The following is a 22,014-nucleotide window of genomic DNA, read 5'->3' as shown; positions in this document are numbered from 1 at the left end:
CTTGCTGCGCATAGCCGAAGGTGGCGGGCGCGCGCGCCACGTCGCCTGAGTTCGTCATGGCCGAGCACGTCGACAGCTCTTCGTGGACCATGCTTTCGCTTGGCGATTCCTACAGCATCGGTGAAGGCGTGCCTGCCGATCTGACCTGGCCTGCACAACTGATATCGCGATTGCGCGCCGCAGGCAGGCGAATGGATGATGTCGAGATCCTGGCCACCACCGGCTGGACCACGGACGAACTGCTCGAGGCGGCCGCACAATACACGTTCAATCCGCCCTATGCCCTGGTCAGCCTGCTGATAGGTGTGAACAATCAGTTCCGCGGTCGTCCTCTGGAAACCTACTCTATGGAGTTCGAGCGTCTGCTCGATCTCGCCGTCGAGCAAGCCGGAGGTGAGGCGGGCAAGGTCATCGTCGTTTCGATTCCCGACTGGGGTGTGACCCCGTTCGCGCGAAAAGAAGGCTTTGACGATGCTGCGGTCGCCGTGGAAATTGATCGTTTCAACGCCAGCGCCCGTGAGCAGGCCATGCAGCGGGGCGCGCATTGGGTCGACATCACCGGCGCATCGCGCGGCGTCGCCCGGACATTCATGGCAGACGACGGCTTGCATCCGTCCGACAAGCAATACGCGCTGTGGGTCGACCTGATCCTGCCCGTTGCCTGCCAGTTGCTGGATACACCTCTTCGCAGGCCGGACTGAAAGCGAACTGACATCGGTCGTTCTGCCTTGCCTCTTCCCGGTTCAGACAGGGAAGAGGCAAATCACCAGGCAGCGCTGGCTGCAGCAGATATCAGGTCGCCACAGCCCTGCCGGTGGTCAGTCGTGCGCGATTTCGAAGACGTCGACGCGAACGCTTGCCGTTGCGGTGCCGCCCTGGCCATCGGAAATCGTGTAACTGAACGTGTCGATTCCGGAGAATCCGTGGATCGACTGGTAGTGGATCGTGTTGTCCGGATTGATGGTGATTTCGGCGATGCCGGGGCCGGTGTGATCAACCGAGATGACGGTCAGCGGATCGCCGTCCGGATCGCTGTCATTGGCCAGCACGTCGATATCCGTCGAGTAGCCCTTCAATGCACCACCATCGTCGTCAACGGCGACCGGCGGCTGGTTCGACTCATCGGCGGTGTTTACCGTAATGCTCACCGTGGCAGTGGCCGTACCGCCGTTGTCGTCGCTGATCGTGTAGGTAAAGCTGTCCGCGCCGGAATAGCCTGGTGTCGGCGTGTAGCTGACCTGGCCACCGACAATCGTTGCCGTGCCATGCATCGGCGCTGACACGCTGCTGATGACCAGCGCATCGCCATCCGGATCGCTGTCGTTGGCAAGCACGTTGATCAGGTTGCCGGACGAATCGAAATCGACCGTGGCGGCGTCGTTGACGGCCACTGGCAGGCCGTTCAGATAGACGCGAGGTCCAAGCGTGGTCGTGCTGGACTCTTCCTCGAACTTGTAGACGTCGACGGTGCGCTTGTGTTCGGCAGGATTGCGCAGCGCGCGTTCGATCCAGGCGGGATTGGCCTGGACAGGCTCGCGCACCCATTCGACCTTGTCGGACACCGGCTCCGGCGCTGGTGCCGGAACGACCTTCTCTTCGATGGTCAGGAAGTCGACGTCGACGCGGCGATTTTTCTGCCTGTTCTCGGCCGTGTCATTCGGGAAGCCAGGATTCAGCTCGCCGTCTCCGCGGATATCGATTTGCTCCGCGGGAATGCCGCGGCTGACCAGATAGGTCTTGGCGCTTGCTGCACGACGTTCGGACAAGCGCTGGTTGTACGCTTCGGGGCCAACCGAATCGGTATGACCCACCACACTGACGCGGCTGACACGAGACACGGACGCAAGCTTGGCCACGAGTTCATCGAGCGCAGCGATGGCATCGGGACGCAGTTCGGATTGATCGAATCCGAAGAAGGCATCGCCATCAAGGCGGACTTCGTTGCGAATCACCTGTGGCTCGGCGGGAGCCGCAGCGGCGGCAGGCGCCGGCGTGCGCACTTCGACCATGCGGAACGGCTCGCGGACTCGATAATTCTGACCGAAGTCGTAGCGGACCAGCAGCCAGCCACGCGAATCGGACTTGTCGATCTCGAAGTCGCCCGACTTGCGCAGGTATTCGCCTTGCAGCGAGAGGCTGAACGGGCTGTTGCGGAACAGCTTGTCCATGCCCAGGGAAATGGTTGACTGGTCGGAGTTGAAGTCACCCTTCTCGTAATCGAATCCGCCGCGCACGCGCAGCAGCGGCTCGTCAAAATAAGCGCCGAGGCGGAACCCGACACCGTCATCGTAAGGGTGCTCGAAGAAATCGGTCAGGGTTTCGACCGTCTGCAGCTGTGTATAGGCGCCACCGGCGTCACTTCCGGTCAACGTGGTGGTGTCGGTGATCAGGGTGGAGTTGATCAGGCGTGAGCCAGAGGTTGCATGGCTGTAGTAGCCGCTGAAGAACAGGTCATTGCGCTCCCAGCCGACACCGATCGTCGCCTTGCGGTCCTGGTACATGTTCTGGTCGCCGGCGCCAAAGAACTTCCAGACCGTGGCCTTGTCGCTGTCTGCCGATCCGAACAGGCGGTTGTAGCTGACCTGGAGGCCACCGGAGCTGCCCTGGCCAAGCCAGAGTTCAGCCAGCCATGCCGATTCGTCGGTCTTGCCGAGGATCGCGAGGATTTCGCCCAGAACATCACCATCGTTGTCCACGCCAAGGGAGACTCGGGCATTGGATCCGACATAAGTGACTGGAATCGTGACATCACCCGAGGATGGCTCGGAAGGTGCCTGTGCATGCGCCGTCGTAGCGAGTGCGATGGCGACGCAGAGTGGCAGCTGGCGGATCATGTCATTTCCCCTGACGGTAGTCGTTTTCCTGAACTGCGAATTATCCAGTATTTTTCACTGCCGGCCAAACATCGCCGGCCGCGGCCCTGCGCTACCATGCGAATCCAGATTCATTCCGGATTACTGTTCTGCCCTTGCGCGTGCCCGCCTGCGCACCCATATGCGGGTCATGCACCGGAAGTCGAACCGACTCCTGTATTGAACCCAATGTCCTGAGGAAAGCCCCATGTCCGATACCCAACCCGTCCACCAGCGCATCGAAACGATGCTGGCCAGCAACCGCGTCGTCCTGTTCATGAAGGGAACGCGTGACGCGCCAAGCTGCGGATTCTCGGCGGCAACGGCTGGCGCTTTGAATAATCTGCTTGACGACTACGTGACTGTCGACGTTCTGGCCGATGAAGGCATTCGTCAGGGCATCAAGGAATATGGCAACTGGCCAACGATTCCGCAGCTCTACATTGACGGTGAGCTGGTCGGCGGCGCCGATATCGTGCAAGGCATGGCTGCCAGCGGCGAACTGCACAAGCTGCTCGGCCTTCCCGAGCCTGATCGAACCCCGCCGGAAATCACGATCAGTGACGAAGCGGCCACCCAGATCCGACAGGCGCTGGGCGAGGCCGAGGGCACGGGTCTGTTCCTGGCCATCGACGAGCGTTTTCAGCCCCAGTTCCAGTTGCGTGAGGTCCAGGGCAACGAGATCCGCGTGAACGCCAACGGCATTGACGTCCTGTTCGATCCAGCCAGTGCACAGCGTGCCAAGGGTGCCCATATCGGCTGGACCGAAACCGCACAGGGCGAAGGACTGTCGATCGACCTGCCTGCGGCACCTCCAAAGGTGCACGGCCTGGACGTGCAAAGCCTCAAGCGACTGCTCGACGACAACAAGATCACGGTCATTGATGTGCGCCCGGCTGGCGAGCGTGAACTCGCTCCGTTTTCCGGAGCCGAGGTACTGGACGCCAGTTCCCACGATCGCCTGGTCAAGTTGCCAAAGGAAACGCCGCTCGCGTTTCTTTGCCATCACGGCAATTCCAGCCGGCGCGCTGCCGAACACTTCCGCGAGCAGGGGTTCCGGGTGGTGCACAACATAGAAGGCGGCATCGAGGCCTGGGCTGCGGAAGTGGACCAGAAGGTGCCGCGCTACTGATCCCGGTGGGTTGCAGCGACCAGGAGAGCCGGTGGCCGGCGGGAAGTACGATTCACTTCGTTGCGCCGCAGCATGGGTTATCGCCACGACTATGCCTATACTCATGGGAGCCGTGATGCAGTGAAGTGCATCACGGTGCGTGGTCCCGAGTACACAAAGTCCGGAGCATCCCGATGCGCTCGATCCTGCTTTCCAGTCTGATCCTGACCCTTTGTGCCTGTGGCGGTTCCGCTGGCAACCAGGCGGCTGTCGATGCCTGCCTGGCTGAAGCGAACAGTCGACTCATGGGCAAGACGTTCGAGATTGATACCGAAAAACTGGCCGCCAGCGCCGTCCCTGCGGACGGTGGTGAAGGCATGATGCTTCTCTCTACGCCGATCGTGTTCGATCGCGGACTCCCTTCCGAATTCACCCAGGTCTTCAATTGCAAGGTGCGCAAAGATGCTGCCGGCGCCAGTGTGATCTCGCTGGAGTTCATCTGGAGCATGGATGATCTCGATCTGGACAAGTAGCGCCCGCTCGTCACGGGCTGCCTGATCGCATGGCGCTGGCTATTGCCCCCATGTAGTCTGGACAGGACGCCGCCGTGTTTCCGGTGGCCTGGCCAGAGCTCATGTCCCAAACCTATCTCAAACGCATCCTGACCTCGCACGTCTACGACGTTGCCCGTGAAACAGCGCTCGAGATAGCGCCGGGGCTTTCCGCGCGCACCCGGTGCACCGTGTTGCTCAAGCGCGAAGACAGCCAGCCGGTGTTCTCGTTCAAGCTGCGTGGCGCGTACAACAAGATGGCCGGGCTGGGGCGCGCCGAACTGAAACGCGGCGTCATTGCCGCCTCCGCCGGCAACCATGCGCAAGGCGTAGCCCTGGCCGCAGCCCGGCTAGATTGCAAGGCCGTCATCGTGATGCCGGTGACAACGCCCGAAGTAAAGATCGACGCGGTGCGCAATTTTGGCGGCGAGCATGTCGAGATTGTCCTCGTCGGCGAGTCCTACTCCGATGCAAAAGCCCATGCCGACAAACTGGCTGCGGCGCGCAAACTGGTGTTCGTGCATCCGTTCGATGATCCCGACGTGATTGCCGGGCAGGGCACGATTGGCATGGAAATCCTGCGCCAGCATCCCGGGCCCATCGAGGCAATTTTCGCAGCGATCGGCGGCGGCGGCCTGATCTCCGGCATCGCCGCCTACGTCAAGGCCGTACGCCCCGAGATTCGAGTCATTGGCGTTCAAGCGGCCGACTCCGATGCCATGGCGCAGTCGATCGCGGCCGGTCGACGCGTGCGTCTCAAGGATGTTGGCCTGTTCTGTGACGGCACGGCAGTCAAGCAAGTCGGCAAGGAGACCTTTCGGCTGTGCCGCGAGCTTGTCGATGAAATCGTGCTGGTCGACACCGATGCGGTATGCGCGGCAATCAAGGATGTCTTCGAGGACACGCGCAGCATCCTGGAGCCTGCCGGCGCGCTTGCCGTCGCCGGCATGAAAGCCTGGGCAGCCGCGAACCAGGTGCGCGGGAAAACGCTGGTCGCCGTGGCTTGCGGTGCCAACATGAACTTCGATCGCCTGCGTTTTGTTGCTGAACGTGCGGAAGTCGGCGAAGCACGTGAAGCGGTGTTCGCAGTCAGCATTCCCGAGCAGCGCGGTTCGTTCCGACTTTTTTGTGACGCCCTTGAGGGGCACAACATCACCGAATTCAACTACCGAATGGCCGGTGCGGAAAAGGCGCACCTGTTCGTTGGCGTGCAGGTGACTGGCCACCGTGATCGGTCGGCAATCGCACGCAATCTGCGAGCACAGGGGTTCGCCACCCTGGATTTGAGCCAGGATGAATTGGCCAAGCAGCATCTGAGACACATGATTGGGGGCCGTTCCGCCGCTGAAGGCAACGAGCTGCTGTACCGCTTCGAGTTTCCGGAGCGCCCCGGCGCCTTGCTTCGATTCCTCTCGGTAATGAATCCCGAATGGAATATTTCCCTGTTCCACTACCGCAATGAGGGGGCGGACTTTGGCCGCATCCTGGTCGGCATTCAGGTCCCGGATGGCGACATGAGGCAATTTCGCGCCTTCCTCGCAAAACTCGGCTATCCGTATTGCGACGAGAGCGCGAATCCGGCCTATCACCTGTTCCTGCGCAACGGTGACACTGCAAGCTGACCGCTGGGGCAAATGGCCATCGCAGGTCCGTGATGGGTGCAGTTTCATGCGCTGGTTGGCGTCATGGTCAAAGTGAACGGTTCATGCAGCGGCTAGCACCCTGTAGCCGGTAGCGCATAATCAGACAGTCTTCAGAACGGAGCTCATCCGATGGGATATGCAATTGCATTGGCAGTATTCGCTTTCCTCGCATTGGCCTTTCGAGGCTGGGGATTCCTTGCCTGGATCGTGAGCAGCGCGGTTTTTCTCGTTGGTTGGCGTTTGACGGGAGTCGCTTCGCCAGAACTCTTTACTGCGGTGACTGCAATCCTGATCGTGATTGCTGTCGTGTTTGGCGTGCCCGCGATACGTCGCGTGCTCGTCTCCCGCTTTGTCATGCCGGTTTTTGCCAAGGTGTTGCCGCGACTGGGTGATACGGAGCGCACCGCACTCGAGGCCGGAACGGTCTGGTGGGATGCCGATCTTTTTTCCGGCATGCCCGACTGGCAGAAACTCATCGATTTCGATGCGCGTGGCCTCAGCGAGGAGGAGCAGGCCTTTCTTGACGGGCCGGTCAACGACTTCTGTCGCAGCATCAATGACTGGGAGGTCTACCAGCAGCGTGATCTGCCGCCCGAAATCTGGGCCTTGATCCGCAAGTACCGCCTGTTCGGCTTGATCATCCCAAAGGAATACGGCGGGCACGGATTCTCCGCGCTGGCGCAATCGCGGATCGTCACCCGGATATCCAGCCGTTCGGTGACGGCGGCAGTGACAGTCATGGTGCCGAACTCGCTGGGTCCCGGTGAGCTGCTCATGCACTACGGAACCCAGGCACAAAAGGATCGCTACCTGAGGCGGCTGGCAGAAGGTGTGGAGATTCCCTGCTTCGCGCTGACCGGGCCGGAAGCCGGCTCGGATGCTGCGGCAACACAGTCCGAAGGCATTGTTGAAAAGCGCATGATCGACGGCAAGGAAGTGCTCGGATTGCGCCTGAACTGGCTCAAGCGCTACATCACCCTGGCACCGGTCGCGACCTTGATCGGGCTCGCCTTCCGGCTCAAGGATCCGGACCATCTGATTGGTGATGAAGTCGACCGCGGCATCACCTGCGCGCTGATTCCACGCGATACCCCCGGAGTCGAAATCGGTTTGCGTCATGATCCGATGGGCGTCCCGTTCCACAACGGCCCGACCGTGGGTCGCGATGTCTGGGTACCGCTGGACGCGATCATCGGGGAGCGGGATGGCGTGGGAATCGGTTGGCGCATGCTGATGGAATCGCTCGCGGCAGGTCGCTCGATTTCACTGCCCGCCTTGAGCATAGGCGCGGCCCAGATGGCGACCCGCATCTGCGGTGCCTATGCAACCGTGCGCGAGCAATTTGATACCCCTATCGGACGTTTCGAGGGCATCGAGGAACCGCTGGCACGAATCGCCGGCATGACGTATCTCATGACGGCAACACGCACGTTGACTTGCGGAGCACTCGATGCGGGCGAAAAGCCGGCCGTGATCGGCTCGATCGCAAAGGCCTATCTGACCGATGCGATGCGTCAGGTCGTATCCGATGCGATGGACATCCGTGCCGGCAGCGCCATCCAGCGCGGCCCACGCAACATGCTTTCGCGCGCCTGGGACGCGGTGCCGATCGGCATCACCGTGGAAGGCGCAAACATACTGACCCGATCGATGATCATCTACGGGCAGGGTGCCATCCGTTGTCATCCATTCGTGCAGAAGGAAATCGAGTCGGTTGCGAACAAGGATCTCAAGGCGTTCGATCTCGCCATCTTCGGCCACGTCAACTTGCTGGTGACGCGTTCGGTGCGGGCATTGTTGCTGGCGTTGAGCGGATCTCGACTTGCCAGTGTGCCCCGGACTGACGATACCGCACGCTACTACCAGCACCTGTCGCGCTTCTCTGCCGCATTCACCATTCTTTCCGATACGGCAATGGGAACCCTGGGCGGCACGCTGAAGCGTCGAGAGAAAATATCCGGGCGACTTGCCGATGCGCTGGCCTTCCTCTACCTGGCATCAGCCGCACTCAAGCGCTATCACGATGAAGGCAAGACCACAGCCAATTTTGGCCTGGTGCGCTGGTCGGTCGAATACAGTCTGTACCGCGTCCAGGAAGCATTGCTTGGTGTGCTGGAGAACCTGCCGATGCGACTGCCAGCATGGTGGCTGGGATGGCTTATCTTTCCGCTGGGTGCACGTTTCCGCCCGCCTTCCGATCGCATTGGCAGGCGCGTGGCTCGCGACATTCTCCTAGATCGCGAAGCGCGTCAGACGTTGACCGGAGACATTTTCGTTCCGGATGCCGACGAACCCGGGCTTGGCATGCTTGAAGCCGCGCTGGACAAGGCCGTGGCGGCGTTGCCCATCGAAACCAGGTTGCGTGATGCGGTGCGCGCAGGCGAACTGGATCGAGCGCCTGGCCACATGCTGGATGATCTTGGCCTGGCTGCTGGTGTGATTACACAGGGCGAATACGATCGCCTCAATGACGCTCGCGATGCGCGAGACGAAGTGATCCAGGTCGATGCGTTCGACCCGGAGCTCTACAAGACCCTGCATTGAGGAATGACGAATGAGTGCGACCTGGTATTTCGACTTCATCTCGCCGTTCGCGTATCTGCAACTGCCGCGTGTGCGTGCGCTGGCCGAACAGCATTCGATCACGCCGAAGCCCATCCTGTTGCCCGCGATCCTGCACCATCACGGTCAGTTGGGTCCTGCGGAGATCCCGCACAAGCGCGTGTTTACCTACCGCATGGTGCAGTGGAGCGCCGAGCGTAACGGCGTGCCGCTGCGCTTTCCGCCGGCACATCCGTTCAATCCGGTCAGTGTGTTGCGCCTGGCCATCGCTGCAGGATCGAGCTGGGAAATCGTCGAAGCACTGTTTGACCACATCTGGAAAGATGGCCTGGCTGCCGACTCCGCAGAAGCACTGCGGACCGTGGCCGAACGCATCGGTGTTGCCGATGTGGATGCGGCCACTGGCGCCGTCGAGGTAAAGGATCAGCTGCGTGCCAACACCGATGACGCCATGGCGCATGGTGTATTTGGCGTTCCGACACTGCGTGTCGGTGAGCAGCTGTTCTGGGGCAATGATGCCACTCCCATGGCAGAAGCCGCCCTGGTCGATCCGCACAGGTTCGAGCAAGGTGAGTACGCGCGATTGGCTGACCTGCCGAGTGCGGCCAGTCGCCGGCGCTGAAACTCACAGTGCGTTCCCATTGTGTCCGTGGGCTGAATGAAAACTCGGCGGATTACGATGCGTTCACGATTGACTGGTTCTAATGCGTCCCGCGGCAGCCCCCTGGCAGCAACCGGGCAGGCAAGCGCCGCTTACGAATGGGAGAAAACGCATGTTGAAGAAACTTATGCTTGTATCGACACTGACCGTGGCTACCACCCTGGCCGCATGCAGCCAGCAGGATTCAGCTGTCGAAGCGCAACGCAAGATCGAGGAAGCCCGGCAACAGGCTTCGGAAGATCTGGCCGAGGCGCAAAAGGATGCCAATGAGGTGAGTGCCGAGGCGCAGAGCAAACTGGAGGCAGCACGCGTGGAAGCACGCGCAGAAGTTGCCGAGGCGGATGCCAGGGCAAATGAAAAGATCAATGCCGCGACGGACCAGGCCATGGATGTCGCCAAGGATGCCAGCGGCGATGTAGCCGAGGTCGAGGCCGAGACAGTGAGCAAGCAGGCCAAGGCCGACTATGATGTGGCGGTCGCCAAGGCTGACGCCAACCTCAAGGTTGCTCTCGAACGTTGCGACACGATGGCTTCGGCCATGGCTGGACCGTGCAAGGATGAGGCGAACGCAGCACATGAAGTTGCCAAGGCCAATGCCAAGCGTGCGCTTGATGATGCCCATGCAGTGGCAAAGGATCTCAAGCGCTGAATTGCACCACATGATCCCGGCGGGTATTGACGGGACGATGCGTGCGGGGAGTGGTGTTTGCCGCTCCTCGCACGCGGCTGTATCCACCCCCGCGATCTTGCGACAGCTATCCGCGCTTGTAGTCTGCGTCTCACTTCTGTGCATCGGCCTTGGTTCGCAATCCGTCATGGCGATTTCGATCCATGAATGTCACGGCAGCGATGGCGTGATCAGGTTCCAGGACAAGCCCTGCTTGCCAGGGGAAGCGTCCCGGAGGCGCACCCTTGCAGAGGATCCCGTCCGCGTCGCCTCGCCCGAGTCCGCGATCGTCAGTCCCGCGACGGATGATCGGCATCAGCCCGACGTCGGCACGACCTCGCCGTCGGCGGAGGTCTTGCCCCCGTCTTCGACCTATCTGTGTCAGCGCGACGATGGCTCGCGCTACATCAGCGAGAGCGGTGTCGGCGAACGGCATGCCTTGCCCCTTGGCGCGCTTGGCTATCCGCCCATGTCGCTGGGAGAAGCCTATGGCGGACCGAACGGCATTGGCGTATCGGCGCCGGGTTTGCGTGAGGTGCCGGTCGTCCCTTCACGCCGCGGCGGTGCGGCTGGTCTATACACGTGGGTGGAAGACCCTTGTGCGTGGGTCAGTGGAGAACCGCTTTGCCGATTCTATGCAGAGCAGCTTGATGATGCGCAACGCCGAATGCGTTTCGCGTTCAGTGACACCACGGCGCAGGTGCGCATCGAATTGGAAGCCTGGCAAGCACGCGTCGCCACCTGTCGGTACTGAGGTGCGCGCGCAAGGTTGCCAGGCAGGACGATGGAATGTGTCTGAAAACCGGCGAGGTCTGCCTCTGGCCTTGCTCACTCTCCCGGTGGGAGAGGGACTGGCAATCGAAAGCTGGCGAACCATGCAAACACCCACCTAGATCAACCGGTCGGATTTCGGTGCATGTCTGCTTTCCAGATCAAGCAGAAATCGTTTGGCTGACAACCCGCCTCCGTAGCCGGTCATCGAACCGTTGGCACCGATGACGCGATGACACGGGACCACGATCGAGAGCGGATTGGCGCCATTGGCCAGGCCCACGGCGCGACTCGCCTTCGGATTGTCGATGCGTCGGGCAAGTTCGGCGTAGCTGATGGTCGTGCCGTAGGGGATTCCGCCCAGTGCCAGCCAGACCCGTTTCTGGAATTCGGTGCCGGCCGCGTCAAGCGGAAGATTGAATTCAATCAGTTCACCACGGAAGTAGGCGGAAAACTGTTTCGTGGCTTCGGCGAGCCGGGATGGATCACGTTTCCACTCCGAAGGAATAGCCAGTGGTCGACGTGCATCCGGCAGGCCGACATGCTGCAGGGCGTGCCCATCTCCTGCCAGCACGATGTTGCCGATTGGGGTTTCCATCGTGTCGTAGATCATGTTCCTGTTCCGTTTAGTTGGCGCTGCGCCAGAGCAGCATGACGGCATAGGCACGCCAGGGGCGCCACGCTTCGGCGATGGATGCCATGGCCCTTTCGGTGATCGCCACGCCATCCCCGGCCAGCTTGCGCAGGACCAGATCACCCGCCGGAAATGCATCGGGTCGCGATTGCGCCCGCATCGCGATGTACTGGGCAGTCCACGCTCCGATACCGGGTAGCTCGCATAGGCGCGATACAAACGCGTCCAGCGATTGGACACTGGAAAAATCCACGGTCCCCTCGGCGCAGGCGCGCGACAGTCCCCGAATTGTTGCCGCGCGAGCCCGGGTCAGGCCGATCGATTCAAGCGGAGCCTCGGCGAGAATCGTCGGCGCCGGAAACAGGGCGCCGAGTCCGGCACCATTGCTGGGTTCGTGCGCGAGTCCGTATCGTTCGACAAGTCGTGAGGCAAGCGTATGCGCTGCGGCAACCGAAATCTGCTGGCCGAGCACGGCTCGAACGGCGAGCTCATGCGCGTCCCAGGCACCCGGCAAGCGCTGCCCGGGCCAACGCCGGGCCAGCGGCCGCAATCGTTTGTCACGCTGCAAGACCTTCATGATGGCCGCAGGATCAGCATCGACGTCGAACATGCGTCGTACGCGTGCGACCAGCGTGCCAAGTCGTGCAGGACGCACGTCGTGGACGCGCAAGCGCAGGGCAGGCTGATCCTCGATGGCCGATACTTCCATCCAGCCGGGCTCTCCGTCGATCAGGACCGTGCGCCGGTAACTGCCATTGTCGACGCGTTCGACGCCGCGAATGGCGCGGCGCTCGTAGAACGCCAGCATTGCAGGAAAATCGTACGGCGGGCGCCAGGGCAGACGCAGTTCGATGGCTCCATCCGCCGATGTGCCGCCGCGCCCGCGCCGAATCTCACGGGGCGGCTTGGCGTAGGCATCCAGGAACGCGGCATTGAACCGACGCAGGCTTGCATAGCCCGCGGCGCCAGCGATATCCGTGATTGGCAGGCTGGATTCCATCAACAATTGCTTGGCGAACAGCAGGCGTCTTGTCGACGCCACGTCGTTTGGGCTGGCACCCACCTCCTGGTCGAAAAGGCGGCGCAAGTGGCGCTCGCCAACCCCGATCCGCATGGCCAGCTCGGCAACCGGGCTTGCGTCCAGCATGCCTTGCTCGATGAGGCCCAGCGCTGCGGTCACCAGCGCACTGCTGGAATGGTGCAGGGGCGAACCTGGTGCGGCCTCGGGACGGCAGCGCAAACAAGGTCGAAACCCCGCAGCAGCCGCCGCCGCCGCACTGGGGTAATAGGTGATGTTGCGTGGCTTGGGTTGCGGTGCAGGGCATACCGGTCGGCAATAAATCCCGGTTGTCTTCACGGCTGTGAAGAACAATCCGTCGAACCGGGTATCGCGAGTCAGGCGTGCCTGTTCGCATACGGCCGTATCGAGTGTCTTGCTGGTGGGCTGGACTTGCATGCCGCCTAATCTAGCAGCGTTGCTCGACACTGACTCGCCATTTTCGGCCATGGATGCGCGAAGCCACCAGCAGTATTGTCGGCAGCTGGATTCGGGCCAAACTGACGGATAGAACCTGATGCCGGATGGCACCAGTTCCGTGAACGTGATTCCCGCGCAGACGGGAATCGCTTCAGGACACCCGCAAGGCTGTTGGCGAGAACCTCCCGCCTGAGCGGGTCTGAATTGATGGAGCGCTGCCTTGAAGCAGTGCCATCCAGTTCAGAACCCGTAGCGGAGGAATCCGCCATCGACAGCAATGCATTCTCCGCTGATGTAAGAGGCCGCAGGCAAACACAGGAAGGCGATTGCCGCGCCGACTTCCTCGGGTTCGCCGATCCGCCGCATGGGTGTGCGATCCAGTACCTCCTCGAGGTAATCCTCGTCGGCGAGTGCAGGTTCGGATCGCTGGGTGCGGATATACCAGGGCGCCACCGCATTGACGCGAATGCCGTCGGCGGCCCACTCGCAGCTGAGGTTCCGTGTCAGTTGATGCAGGGCAGCCTTGGTCATTCCATAGGGCGAGCCGGTGCGCACCGAAATGCTTCCCGAAACCGACCCGACATTCACGATAGCCGCATTCGCGTGTTGGGCCAGGTGTACGTGGGCAAGTCGACACATCTCGAACGCGGAAACGAGGTTGGTATCGATCAGGCTTCGATACTCCGTTTCGGTGTAGTCGAGCGTGGCCTTGCGCAGATTGTTGCCGACATTGTTGACCAGCAGGGACAATTCAAGGCCGAGATCGCAGATGTAGTCGAACACCTCCAGTCGTTGTTCCTGCTCGGTAACATCGGCACCAAACGTGTGCAGGGCGGTGCCGGGGAACTCCTCGGCGAGTTCATCGCGGACTTGCTCGAGCAGGGTTTCATCGCGGGCCACCAGCATGACACTTGCGCCCAGCGAGGCCAGCTCGCGCGCAGTAGCCAGGCCGATCCCGCGGCTTGCGCCCGTGACCAGGGCCAGTTGTCCTTCGAGTCGCCAGCGTGATGGATTCATGGTTTCGGCTGCTTGTTTGACTCAGTGCAGGGGCGCAGACTCGGGTCGCCATCGACCTGGACCCGAGTTCGCCATGTTACGACAAACCCTGCTTCCCGCCTGCATCATCCTATCGCTGTGCATGCTGCCGGCGTGTTCCTCGCCCGCGCAGCAGGACAACGAGCCGGTGGCAGATGAATCCGCCGATGCGTCTGCCACGCAGAAAAAGAAAACGGTTTTCGATGAGCAGCTCAAGGCCCTGGACAAAGCCAAGGCCGTGCAGGCCACGCTCGACGAAGCCAAGGCTGCACGGGACAAGGCCATCGATGAGGGCGGTTGATCAGCGTTGACTTGAGCGTTGCCGAATCAGTCCAGCGTGCAGAAACAATGGGCGACCACGCCGTATCGATTCCCGCCAAGATTGCGCAGCAACGCGATGTTGCGTTCGAGTTCGGCGTTGCCAAGAACCATGCTCGGCAATGAGGCCAGACCGGCCCAGCGCCCGATACTGACGGCTGCTTCGCTGTCACTCATGGAAAGTGCAATGCGCTCCCAGGCGCTAAGTTGGGGCTCGATGTAACGGGTGCCGAAGTCCTGGCCCAATTCTGCCTGCGCAGCTGCAGCGGCGATCGCTTCATGCAGGCCGCCCAGCTTGTCGACGAGTCCGCGCTCCTTGGCCTGCGAGCCGCTCCAGACTCGACCGCGAGCAACTTCGTTGATCTGTTCTTCGGATTTTCCACGAGCGGCTGCAACCTTGCTGATGAAGTCGCGATAGCCTTTCTGGATGACGCTGGTAATGATGGTTTCGACTTGTGGATTGAGCGGCATGCGGATATCGAACGCGCCGGCAAGCGGTGTCGTTCCGATTCCGTCGGTGGTGATTCCGATCTTTGCGAGCGCTTCAGGAATCGTCACGAACAGGCCGTAGATGCCGATCGAGCCGGTGATGGTGGTTGGCTGCGCCCAGATTTCATCGGCATCCATCGAAATCCAGTAGCCACCGCTGGCCGCGACATCGCCCATCGACACCACGACCGGTTTTCCGGCGTCGCGTATCAACTGGACTTCGCGGCGGATGATTTCAGATGCGTAGGCATCGCCACCGGGCGAATCGACGCGAAGGACGACCGCCTTGATCTCGTCATCTTCGCGGGCCTCCCGGAGCAGACGGACTGCTGTCTTTGCACCCACCATTCCCTGTGCCTGCTCCCCCTGGACGATCTCGCCCTGGGCGACAACCACGCCGACTTGCGGTCGAGCGTCAGGCAGTGCTTCGCCGATCTGCAGGGCCAGATATTGCGACCAGTGGACCTGTCGGAATGAATCACCTTCCTCATCCGGCTTGCCCATGGCAATGAGCAGTTCACGCGCCTGACTGCGCGTGGCCAGCTTGTCGACGAGACCGGTATCCAGGGCAAGTTTGGCAAGGTCGCCGCGGTATTTCGGCACGAGGATGTCGAGGTGTGCGATGTCATCGCTGATGGCTTCGGCGTCGAGTTCGCGCATCGAGGCAATTTCATCGACAACCTCGTTCCAGATTCCGCCCATCCAGAACAGGCTGGCCTCCTTGGAGGCATCCGAGGCGTGATTGAGAATGTAAGGCTCGGCTGCGGATTTGTATTCGCCGACCTTGATCAGGTGGACGTTCACGCCGAGCTTGTCGAGTGCATCGCGGTAGTAGCTGCGATAGCTGGCGAAGCCCTCCAGCAGGACCGCGCCATCAGGATCGAGAAGGATTTCGTCGGCGTGGGCGGACAGATAGTACTGGCCCTGGCCCATGCCTTCGGATACCACCACGATGTCCTTGCCGGTTTCGCGAAAGCGGTCAAAGGCCTGGCCAATTTCGCGCATCGTGGAAATGCCGGCCATCATCTGGTCGGGTACGAGGACGATGCGGTCAATGCGTGCATCGGCTGCGGCCGAGTCGATGACGCGCAGCAGGTCGCGCAACTGGATTTCCTTGACCGGGTCGCCAGTAAGGTTCGCCAGGGCACGACCGCTGGCATCGGTGCTGTACTGCTCGACGATCACGCCCTTTGGATCCAGCACTAGGGCGGTCTCGGTGTCGAGAATCGGCGTGGCGCGAAAGAACGCGGAAACCAGCAGGATGAGCACGATCAGGAAGATCGCGTTGAAGACCAGGTGTCGGGTGAAGTTGAGGGTGTTCCAGATTCCGCGCACAAAGCGCACGAACAGGCCCGGGTTGTTTTGCGACATCGAGAAAGCTCCGGTTCGGGTGCAAGGCCCGAAGATCTTGAGTTCAGGGTAGCGGAATGACTGGCTCCAGGCATGCGCCGAACGGCACACGCCAGCACTCCGGATTGTACGTGTCTAGACTTGCAGCCGATTGGCCAGTCGCCAGAATCGTCGGGTCAGCAGGACCGCTGCGACGCTGAGGCCGGCAATCAACCCCATCCACATCCCGCGCACACCGAAATCCGCCCTGAAAGCGAGCCACAGCCCCGCCGGCATTCCGACCGCCCAGTATGCGAAACCGGTGATAAGCATCGGCACGCGGGTGTCCTTGAGTCCGCGCAGGGCACCATTCGATGCCGCCTGGATACCATCGGACAACTGGAAGATCGCGGCCAGCGTGAGCAATTGCGCAACCAGGGCGATGACCGCGGTATCCGTCGTGTACAACGAAGCGATTTGGGAGGGGATGCTGAACAGGATCGTCGCTGACACGATCTGAACGCCCAGAGTCAGCAAGAGGCCGACGGCGCCAGCCAGGCGCACGCCCTGGATGTCGTTGCGTCCTCGCGAGTGTCCGACGCGAACCGTCGTGGCCATGGCAATCCCCAGCGGCACCATGAATGCCACCGAGGCGATGTTGATGGCGATCTGATGGCTGGCGATGATGTCGGTACCGAGCTTGCCGATGGTCAGGCCGACGGCTACGAACAGGCCGGCCTCCATCAGCAGGGTGATCGCGATGGGGCCGCCGATATGTAGCAGTTCGCCGATCGCACGCAGGCGCGGTCGATCAAAGCGTTCAAGCAGGCCAAGGTCGCGATAGGTCGAGCGTCGTGCCAGATAGACTGCGAAGGCGATGCACTGCAGCCAAAGCACGATGGCCGTTGCCACGCCGCAACCGAAGGCGCCGAGTCGCGGTACACCCAAGGCGCCGTACATCAGGATGTAGCCGAGCGGGCCAAGCAGGACCAGGCCGAGTACGCTGAAGTACATGGTTGGCCGGGTGCGCCCCATGCCTTCGCTGAGTCCGCGGAGCACGAAAAACACCGACAGTGCGGGGGCACCCCAGGCGACCGCACCGAGAAATGCGCTGGCATCGGCGACAAGGCTAGCCTCCACGCCAATGATTCCGAACAGCAGTGGCCCAAGCCATGCTGTTGCGAGGCCGAGGAAGATGCCCAGTGGAACGGCAAGCCACAGTGCCTGGCGAAACAGCGGGCCGATGTCCTCGTTGCGCTCTGCGCCGTGCAACTGGGAGATCGAGGGCTGCAACGACATCATCATTCCGATGATGACGATGATGGCCAGCACCCAGACGTTGCTGCCGAGCGCGACGGCACCGAGTGTGTGCGCATCAAGATGCCCGGCGAGCACCGTATCGATCAGGTTCATGCCGATCGCTGACAGCTGGCCGAGCACCAGCGGAAACGCCAGTCGCACGGTGGCAACCACTTCTCTGGCCGCCCGGGGGCGATCGATGGATAGAATGGAGGTCATCAAGCGAGCATCCTGCGGGCGCGGATTATAGCCGGGTCGCTGAGTCGGCGCCGCCCTGGTGGCGCAGTCGTCACCATGGCGGTTCGCGTGAAGTTTGCGTTGCCCTGGCGCTAATTGACTGACCATCCCACAACGGACCCGCAAGTGGTTCTGCACGCGAAGCTGCGAATGTCTCAGGCGCGCGATGCGCAGGCCCGGCCGGTCGACCGCCTGCTCACGGCGCGGTTTTCCGCTTCCGGCGGTGGAGCCCCCGCTTCCCGGTCACCGGGAGCCTGACTCCTGCATCGATGCAGTCGCACCCACGGAGCGCTGCACGACGATGGATGCACGCACGTGAAATGAGGTCGAATCGATCGAGCGTGCCGGAGGCTGCGGCTGCTGGCAGGCCCCTCAGTTACGCCGAGCAGCCTGTCCGGGCGTTGGGCGTTCACCTCGTCCTGCAGCGCAGCTGACGCACATGCAGAGCGCAATGGCAGTTAGGCCACTTGATCGGTGTTGCCCTAAACTCGGGTGTCTGCGTTGCGGTGTTGCGGGAATTCTCTTTCCCGCCTCCAGAAGGAGTGTCGTCCATGCGTGTCATGCTGACCGGAGCCACCGGATTCCTGGGTCGCCATCTGCTCGGCTGCTTGCAGGCCGCGGGAGTCGACGTAGCGGCCGTCGTTCGATCCAGGGATGCAGCTGAAGAACTGGGCAAGCAGGGCGTGTTCGCCACTATCGGTTCGATCGAGGATCCCGGAGTCTTGCGCGAAGTCCTGTCCGTGCCGACGGATTGCATCTTCCACGTGGCTGCTGATACACGCCAGTGGAGTCGATATGCCGAGGAGCAGACCCGCACCAACATCGAAGGTACGCGCAATGTGGTTGACGCAGCACGCGCGAGTGGTGTTCGCCGAATCGTGCATACCTCGTCGGTCTCGGCCTTTGGTCAACAGGAGGATGCGCTCACCGAATCCTCGCCGCGGCTCGGCCGACAATCATGGATCAACTACGAGCGCACCAAGGCGATCGCCGAAGAGTTGGTGCTTGAGGCCGACGCTGGCGGACATGTCGAGGCCATCGTGCTCAATCCTGCGCATATCCTTGGGCCCGGCGATACGCACAACTGGGCCCGCATGTTCCTGATGATCGATCAGGACAAGTTGCCTGGCGTACCACCAGGGTCGGGGGCATTTGCCGACGTACGCGAGATCGCCAAGGCGCAAGTGTCCGCTTGGCGGCTTGCGGCGCATGGCGAAACGTTTCTGCTCGGCGGTGTGCAGGCCAGCTTCCTTGAACTGGTCCAGTGCATCGCCCGTGAACTCGGCCGCAACGTGCCAGCGAAAACATTGCCGGCGGGTTTCTTGCGTGGCTATGCGCGCGTCCTCGATGCGATCAGCCGGGTTACCGGTCGCGAGCCGAGTCTCACGCCGCAGGCAGTATCCTTCACCTGCCACCATCTGCGCGTGGACTCGGGCAAGGCGATGCGTGAACTCGACTACAAGATCACTCCGCTGGAGGATCTGGTGCACGACACCTGCGTCTGGTTGCGCGCACAGGGAATGCTGCGCGCGAAATGACCGCCACGATCGACCAGCCTCCAGCACCGCCGCCGTTGCCCGAAGACGGCAGGCAACTGACCGCACCCGACGCGGAGTTCAGTACGCCGAATGCGGATTCGCTGGAAAGAGTCTGTCCGAACTGCGGAGCGCCGGTCCAGGGCCCGTTCTGCTATGCCTGTGGGCAGTCCGAGAAAGGAATGATCCGGCATTTGTCGGAAGTGCTGTCGGATCTGGCCGATATCGTCCTCAATGTCGATTCCCGGATCTTCCGTTCACTGTGGGATCTCTACATTCGGCCGGGTTTCCTGACTACCGAATATCTGCAGGGACGGCGTGCGCGCTATGTGACCCCGTTCAGGCTGTTTTTCTTCCTGACCATCATCGCGTTCTTCGCGATGCAGGCATCGATTGGTCCCGATGATTGGCAAGACGATATTGAGGATGCCAGCACGCCACAGGAGGTCACGCAGCGCGCTGACAAGATCCTGCGCGCGCTGACCATCGCCAGTGATACCCCTGGCCTCGATGGCGAGGCGAAGGCGAAAATCGAATCGAAGATCGCAGAAACCCGGATAAGCGGTACTACGCGATTGCTGGAATTGGGACTGGAGAGCGCCAGGACGCCCGAGGATGTGAGTGCGGCCGTTGATGAGGCGATCGCAGCCTTGACCAGTGCAAGAGATGATCCGGTGCTTGCTCCGGAAGCGAAGGAGCATTTCGACGAGATCATTGCCAAGGCTCGCGAAAGCGGTGCCGTGCGCATGGAAGAACTCAAGGAAGACGCTGATGCACTGGCCGCTGGAAAGCCACTACCCGTGCGCGAGAAGAAAACGGAGGTAACCCTTTTCAATATCAACGGCAAGCCGTGGCATGCGAAGGACAACCTGATTGCCGTGGATTGGTGGCCCGATGCGCTTAACGACAAGTTGAACAGCACCTTGGCGCATGTCGATACGAACATCAGGGAGCTGTCAAAAAATCCCAAGCGCATGGTGTTTGAGCGCATCTTGCCTGGCTGGTTCGCGGTATTGCCGCAGACCCTGTTCGTGGTCATGCCGCTGTTTGCCGTTTTGCTCAAGGTCTTCTATCTGTTCAAGCGCCGCCTGTATATGGAGCACCTGCTGGTTGCCTTGCACAGCCATGCGTTCATCTTCATGTCGGTGCTGGTCATCCTGTTCCTGAGCATGCTTCGCGGGATGGCCGAGAGTTCACCCGTTCTAGTCGAGTTGATCGAATGGCTGCGTGCGGCTGCCTGGTTCTGGTTGTTCATCTATTTGCTGATCATGCAGAAACGGGTCTATGGCCAGGGGTGGTTGATGACCTCGGTGAAGTACTGTGCGATCGGCCTGTGTTACTCGATTTTCCTTTCGTTTGCTCTCGGTATTGCAGGCTTGATTGCGCTGGCGACCAGCTGATCTGGGCGGGCCTGGCAGGCAGGTGCGTGGCGCCACAGAATTTCGATGGCAAACGCCGGGATACGTCCGCGCAGCCATCCGATACCGGTTCGGGTGTCGAAAATGTGCCAAATCCGCGTTAAATCGAGGCTTTTTCCAGCCCGCCCCGGCCGCGTTTCCGACCTCGCCGTTTTCGGCTCTGTCAAGCATGTTTTGCACAGTTGTCCAAATGGGTCCGAATCCGCTCAAACCGCAGCACAGGGCGCGAACGCCTCTTGCGGGCTCATGTGTAACTCATTGAATATATTGATCGAAAATCGACTGGTCAAAGTTTCACCAAGATGACAGCGAGCCCGCCTGTATGGGCCGGGGAGGCCACTCAGGTGGCCTCGTCCACAAGCTTATCCACAGGCCCTGTGGATAAGCGAAAATCTTCTGGGAGGGCAGGGACTTGCCGGGTTTTTCTCGGGATCTTGTGAAGACTTTGCTGCAAGCGCGCGAGTGAAGGGGCTGCGGCGCTGCTGGACCATGCCTGTCAGCGGGAGGATTTGGCGATTTCGGCCCAGCGTCCCGATGACATGTCAGTGGGCGGTCGTGGATTGACGTGTCCACAAGCCGGGCTGCCGTCGAACGCAGCGCAGGTTTGCCAACCGAGCGCGCAAAGTCCGGCAGTCTGCCAATGGCGCGGGTACACTGGCCGCTTGGCCTGACCAGATCCACGATTTATGCCGCGCATCGTCCGTGTGGCGGTCCCGGTGCCGCTGCTTCGACTGTTTGACTACCGACTTGCACCCGACATGCCTGATCCCAAGCCGGGCTGTCGCGTGCGGGTGCCGTTCGGGCGTCGCATGCTGACTGGAGTCGTATTCGGCCTGGCCGACAGCAGCGAAGTGGCGGACGCGAAGCTGCAGGATGTTTCGGCGCTGCTCGACGAGCAGCCGTTGTTGACCGATGAACTGATGCAGACGCTGGCCTGGGCGGCAGGCTACTACCAGCATGCGCTGGGCGAAGTCTTCGAGGCTGCGTTGCCGACCGGCCTGCGCAGCGGCCGCGAACTTCCCGAAAGCGGCGTGCCAGGATTCGAATTGACAGCTGGCGGCCATGAGGCCTTGCAGTTGCCTGGGCGCCGGCGGGGCACGCGCACGCATCGCCTGATGGATCTGCTGTCCGACAAGGCGCATTCAACATCCTCGCTCGATCACGAGCTGCCGGGCTGGCGTTCGGCAGCTCGCAGCCTGCGCGCGCGCGGATGGGTCACGGAGCGTCGCCTGCCAAAGCAGGAATCCGGGCAAACGCCGGTAGCCGCACCAGTGCTGAATGCAGAACAGCAGTCTGCCGTGGACGGGATTCTCGGCAGCGCAGGGCAATACTCACCTTTCCTGCTTGACGGCGTGACCGGCAGTGGCAAGACCGAAGTCTACCTGGCCGCGATCAGCGAGGCCGTCAGGCGGGGACGACAGGCGC

17 protein-coding genes and 1 pseudogene are annotated in these 22,014 nt (G+C 61.5%); 12 read left to right on the top strand and 6 right to left on the bottom strand.

What is annotated here, in order from left to right; genetic code table 11:
• Positions 1–56: 56 nt before the first annotated feature.
• Entirely contained in the window at positions 57–701 is a 645-nt protein-coding gene (locus WBP53_RS04790; protein WP_423926476.1) for an SGNH/GDSL hydrolase family protein, read from the top strand.
• A 117-nt stretch (positions 702–818) separates the two neighbouring features.
• Here WBP53_RS04790 and WBP53_RS04785 read toward each other — a convergent pair whose 3' ends face one another.
• On the bottom strand, positions 819–2,834 hold the full coding sequence (locus tag WBP53_RS04785) for an Ig-like domain-containing protein (protein WP_423926474.1): 2,016 nt from the start codon (positions 2,832–2,834) through the stop codon (positions 819–821).
• Positions 2,835–3,060: 226 nt separating this feature from the next.
• Here WBP53_RS04785 and grxD point away from each other — a divergent pair, with 226 nt between their 5' ends.
• The 7 genes from grxD to WBP53_RS04750 all read left to right on the top strand — a co-directional run bounded on the left by grxD (position 3,061) and on the right by WBP53_RS04750 (position 10,801).
• On the top strand, positions 3,061–3,984 hold the full coding sequence (gene grxD / locus WBP53_RS04780; protein ID WP_423926472.1) for a Grx4 family monothiol glutaredoxin: 924 nt from the start codon (positions 3,061–3,063) through the stop codon (positions 3,982–3,984).
• Positions 3,985–4,157: 173 nt separating this feature from the next.
• Entirely contained in the window at positions 4,158–4,496 is a 339-nt protein-coding gene (locus WBP53_RS04775) for a hypothetical protein (protein WP_423926470.1), read from the top strand.
• A 101-nt stretch (positions 4,497–4,597) separates the two neighbouring features.
• Entirely contained in the window at positions 4,598–6,136 is a 1,539-nt protein-coding gene (gene ilvA / locus WBP53_RS04770; protein WP_423926468.1) for a threonine ammonia-lyase, biosynthetic, read from the top strand.
• A gap of 150 nt (positions 6,137–6,286) precedes the next feature.
• On the top strand, positions 6,287–8,701 hold the full coding sequence (locus tag WBP53_RS04765; RefSeq protein WP_423926466.1) for an acyl-CoA dehydrogenase: 2,415 nt from the start codon (positions 6,287–6,289) through the stop codon (positions 8,699–8,701).
• A gap of 10 nt (positions 8,702–8,711) precedes the next feature.
• Entirely contained in the window at positions 8,712–9,341 is a 630-nt protein-coding gene (locus tag WBP53_RS04760; protein ID WP_423926464.1) for a 2-hydroxychromene-2-carboxylate isomerase, read from the top strand.
• A 151-nt stretch (positions 9,342–9,492) separates the two neighbouring features.
• A complete protein-coding gene (locus WBP53_RS04755; RefSeq protein WP_423926462.1) occupies positions 9,493–10,029 on the top strand; it encodes a hypothetical protein in 537 nt (178 codons plus the stop codon).
• Positions 10,030–10,195: 166 nt separating this feature from the next.
• A complete protein-coding gene (locus WBP53_RS04750) occupies positions 10,196–10,801 on the top strand; it encodes a hypothetical protein (protein ID WP_423926460.1) in 606 nt (201 codons plus the stop codon).
• Between the two features lie 135 nt (positions 10,802–10,936).
• Here WBP53_RS04750 and WBP53_RS04745 read toward each other — a convergent pair whose 3' ends face one another.
• From WBP53_RS04745 to WBP53_RS04735, 3 genes are all read right to left on the bottom strand, one after another.
• Positions 10,937–11,431 (bottom strand): methylated-DNA--[protein]-cysteine S-methyltransferase, encoded by a 495-nt coding sequence (locus WBP53_RS04745; protein WP_423926458.1) that lies wholly within the window; start codon positions 11,429–11,431, stop codon positions 10,937–10,939.
• Between the two features lie 13 nt (positions 11,432–11,444).
• Complete coding sequence (locus tag WBP53_RS04740) at positions 11,445–12,908, bottom strand: AlkA N-terminal domain-containing protein (RefSeq protein WP_423926456.1); 1,464 nt, start codon at positions 12,906–12,908, stop codon at positions 11,445–11,447.
• Positions 12,909–13,169: 261 nt separating this feature from the next.
• Positions 13,170–13,946, bottom strand: a complete 777-nt coding sequence (locus tag WBP53_RS04735) for an SDR family oxidoreductase (RefSeq protein ID WP_423926454.1) — start codon at positions 13,944–13,946, stop codon at positions 13,170–13,172.
• A gap of 73 nt (positions 13,947–14,019) precedes the next feature.
• On the opposite strand from WBP53_RS04735, the gene WBP53_RS04730 reads away from it, so the two are divergent.
• Positions 14,020–14,265, top strand: a complete 246-nt coding sequence (locus tag WBP53_RS04730) for a hypothetical protein (RefSeq protein WP_423926452.1) — start codon at positions 14,020–14,022, stop codon at positions 14,263–14,265.
• A gap of 26 nt (positions 14,266–14,291) precedes the next feature.
• Here WBP53_RS04730 and sppA read toward each other — a convergent pair whose 3' ends face one another.
• Positions 14,292–16,232 (bottom strand): signal peptide peptidase SppA, encoded by a 1,941-nt coding sequence (sppA, locus tag WBP53_RS04725; protein WP_423926450.1) that lies wholly within the window; start codon positions 16,230–16,232, stop codon positions 14,292–14,294.
• A 24-nt stretch (positions 16,233–16,256) separates the two neighbouring features.
• On the bottom strand, positions 16,257–17,618 hold the full coding sequence (locus WBP53_RS04720) for an MATE family efflux transporter (protein ID WP_423926448.1): 1,362 nt from the start codon (positions 17,616–17,618) through the stop codon (positions 16,257–16,259).
• Positions 17,619–18,187: 569 nt separating this feature from the next.
• Between WBP53_RS04720 and WBP53_RS04715 the strand changes: the two genes are divergently transcribed.
• From WBP53_RS04715 to WBP53_RS04705, 3 genes and pseudogenes are all read left to right on the top strand, one after another.
• Positions 18,188–19,174 carry an NAD-dependent epimerase/dehydratase family protein gene (locus WBP53_RS04715; protein ID WP_423926446.1) on the top strand — a complete coding sequence of 329 codons (987 nt, stop codon included), beginning with the start codon at positions 18,188–18,190 and terminating at the stop codon, positions 19,172–19,174.
• Positions 19,171–20,571, top strand: coding sequence for a DUF3667 domain-containing protein (locus tag WBP53_RS04710; protein ID WP_423926444.1), 1,401 nt, complete (start codon positions 19,171–19,173; stop codon positions 20,569–20,571). Before WBP53_RS04715 ends, WBP53_RS04710 begins: the two co-directional genes overlap by 4 nt.
• 704 nt (positions 20,572–21,275) lie before the next feature.
• A pseudogene (locus WBP53_RS04705) lies at positions 21,276–22,014 on the top strand (primosomal protein N'); the annotation flags it as partial.

Origin of the sequence: Dokdonella sp. (genome assembly GCF_049593775.1) — a bacterium.
Lineage (GTDB): Bacteria > Pseudomonadota > Gammaproteobacteria > Xanthomonadales > Rhodanobacteraceae > Dokdonella.
The sequence above is the reverse complement of the archived record's forward strand: the minus strand, read 5'-3'. Positions and strand labels throughout refer to the sequence as shown.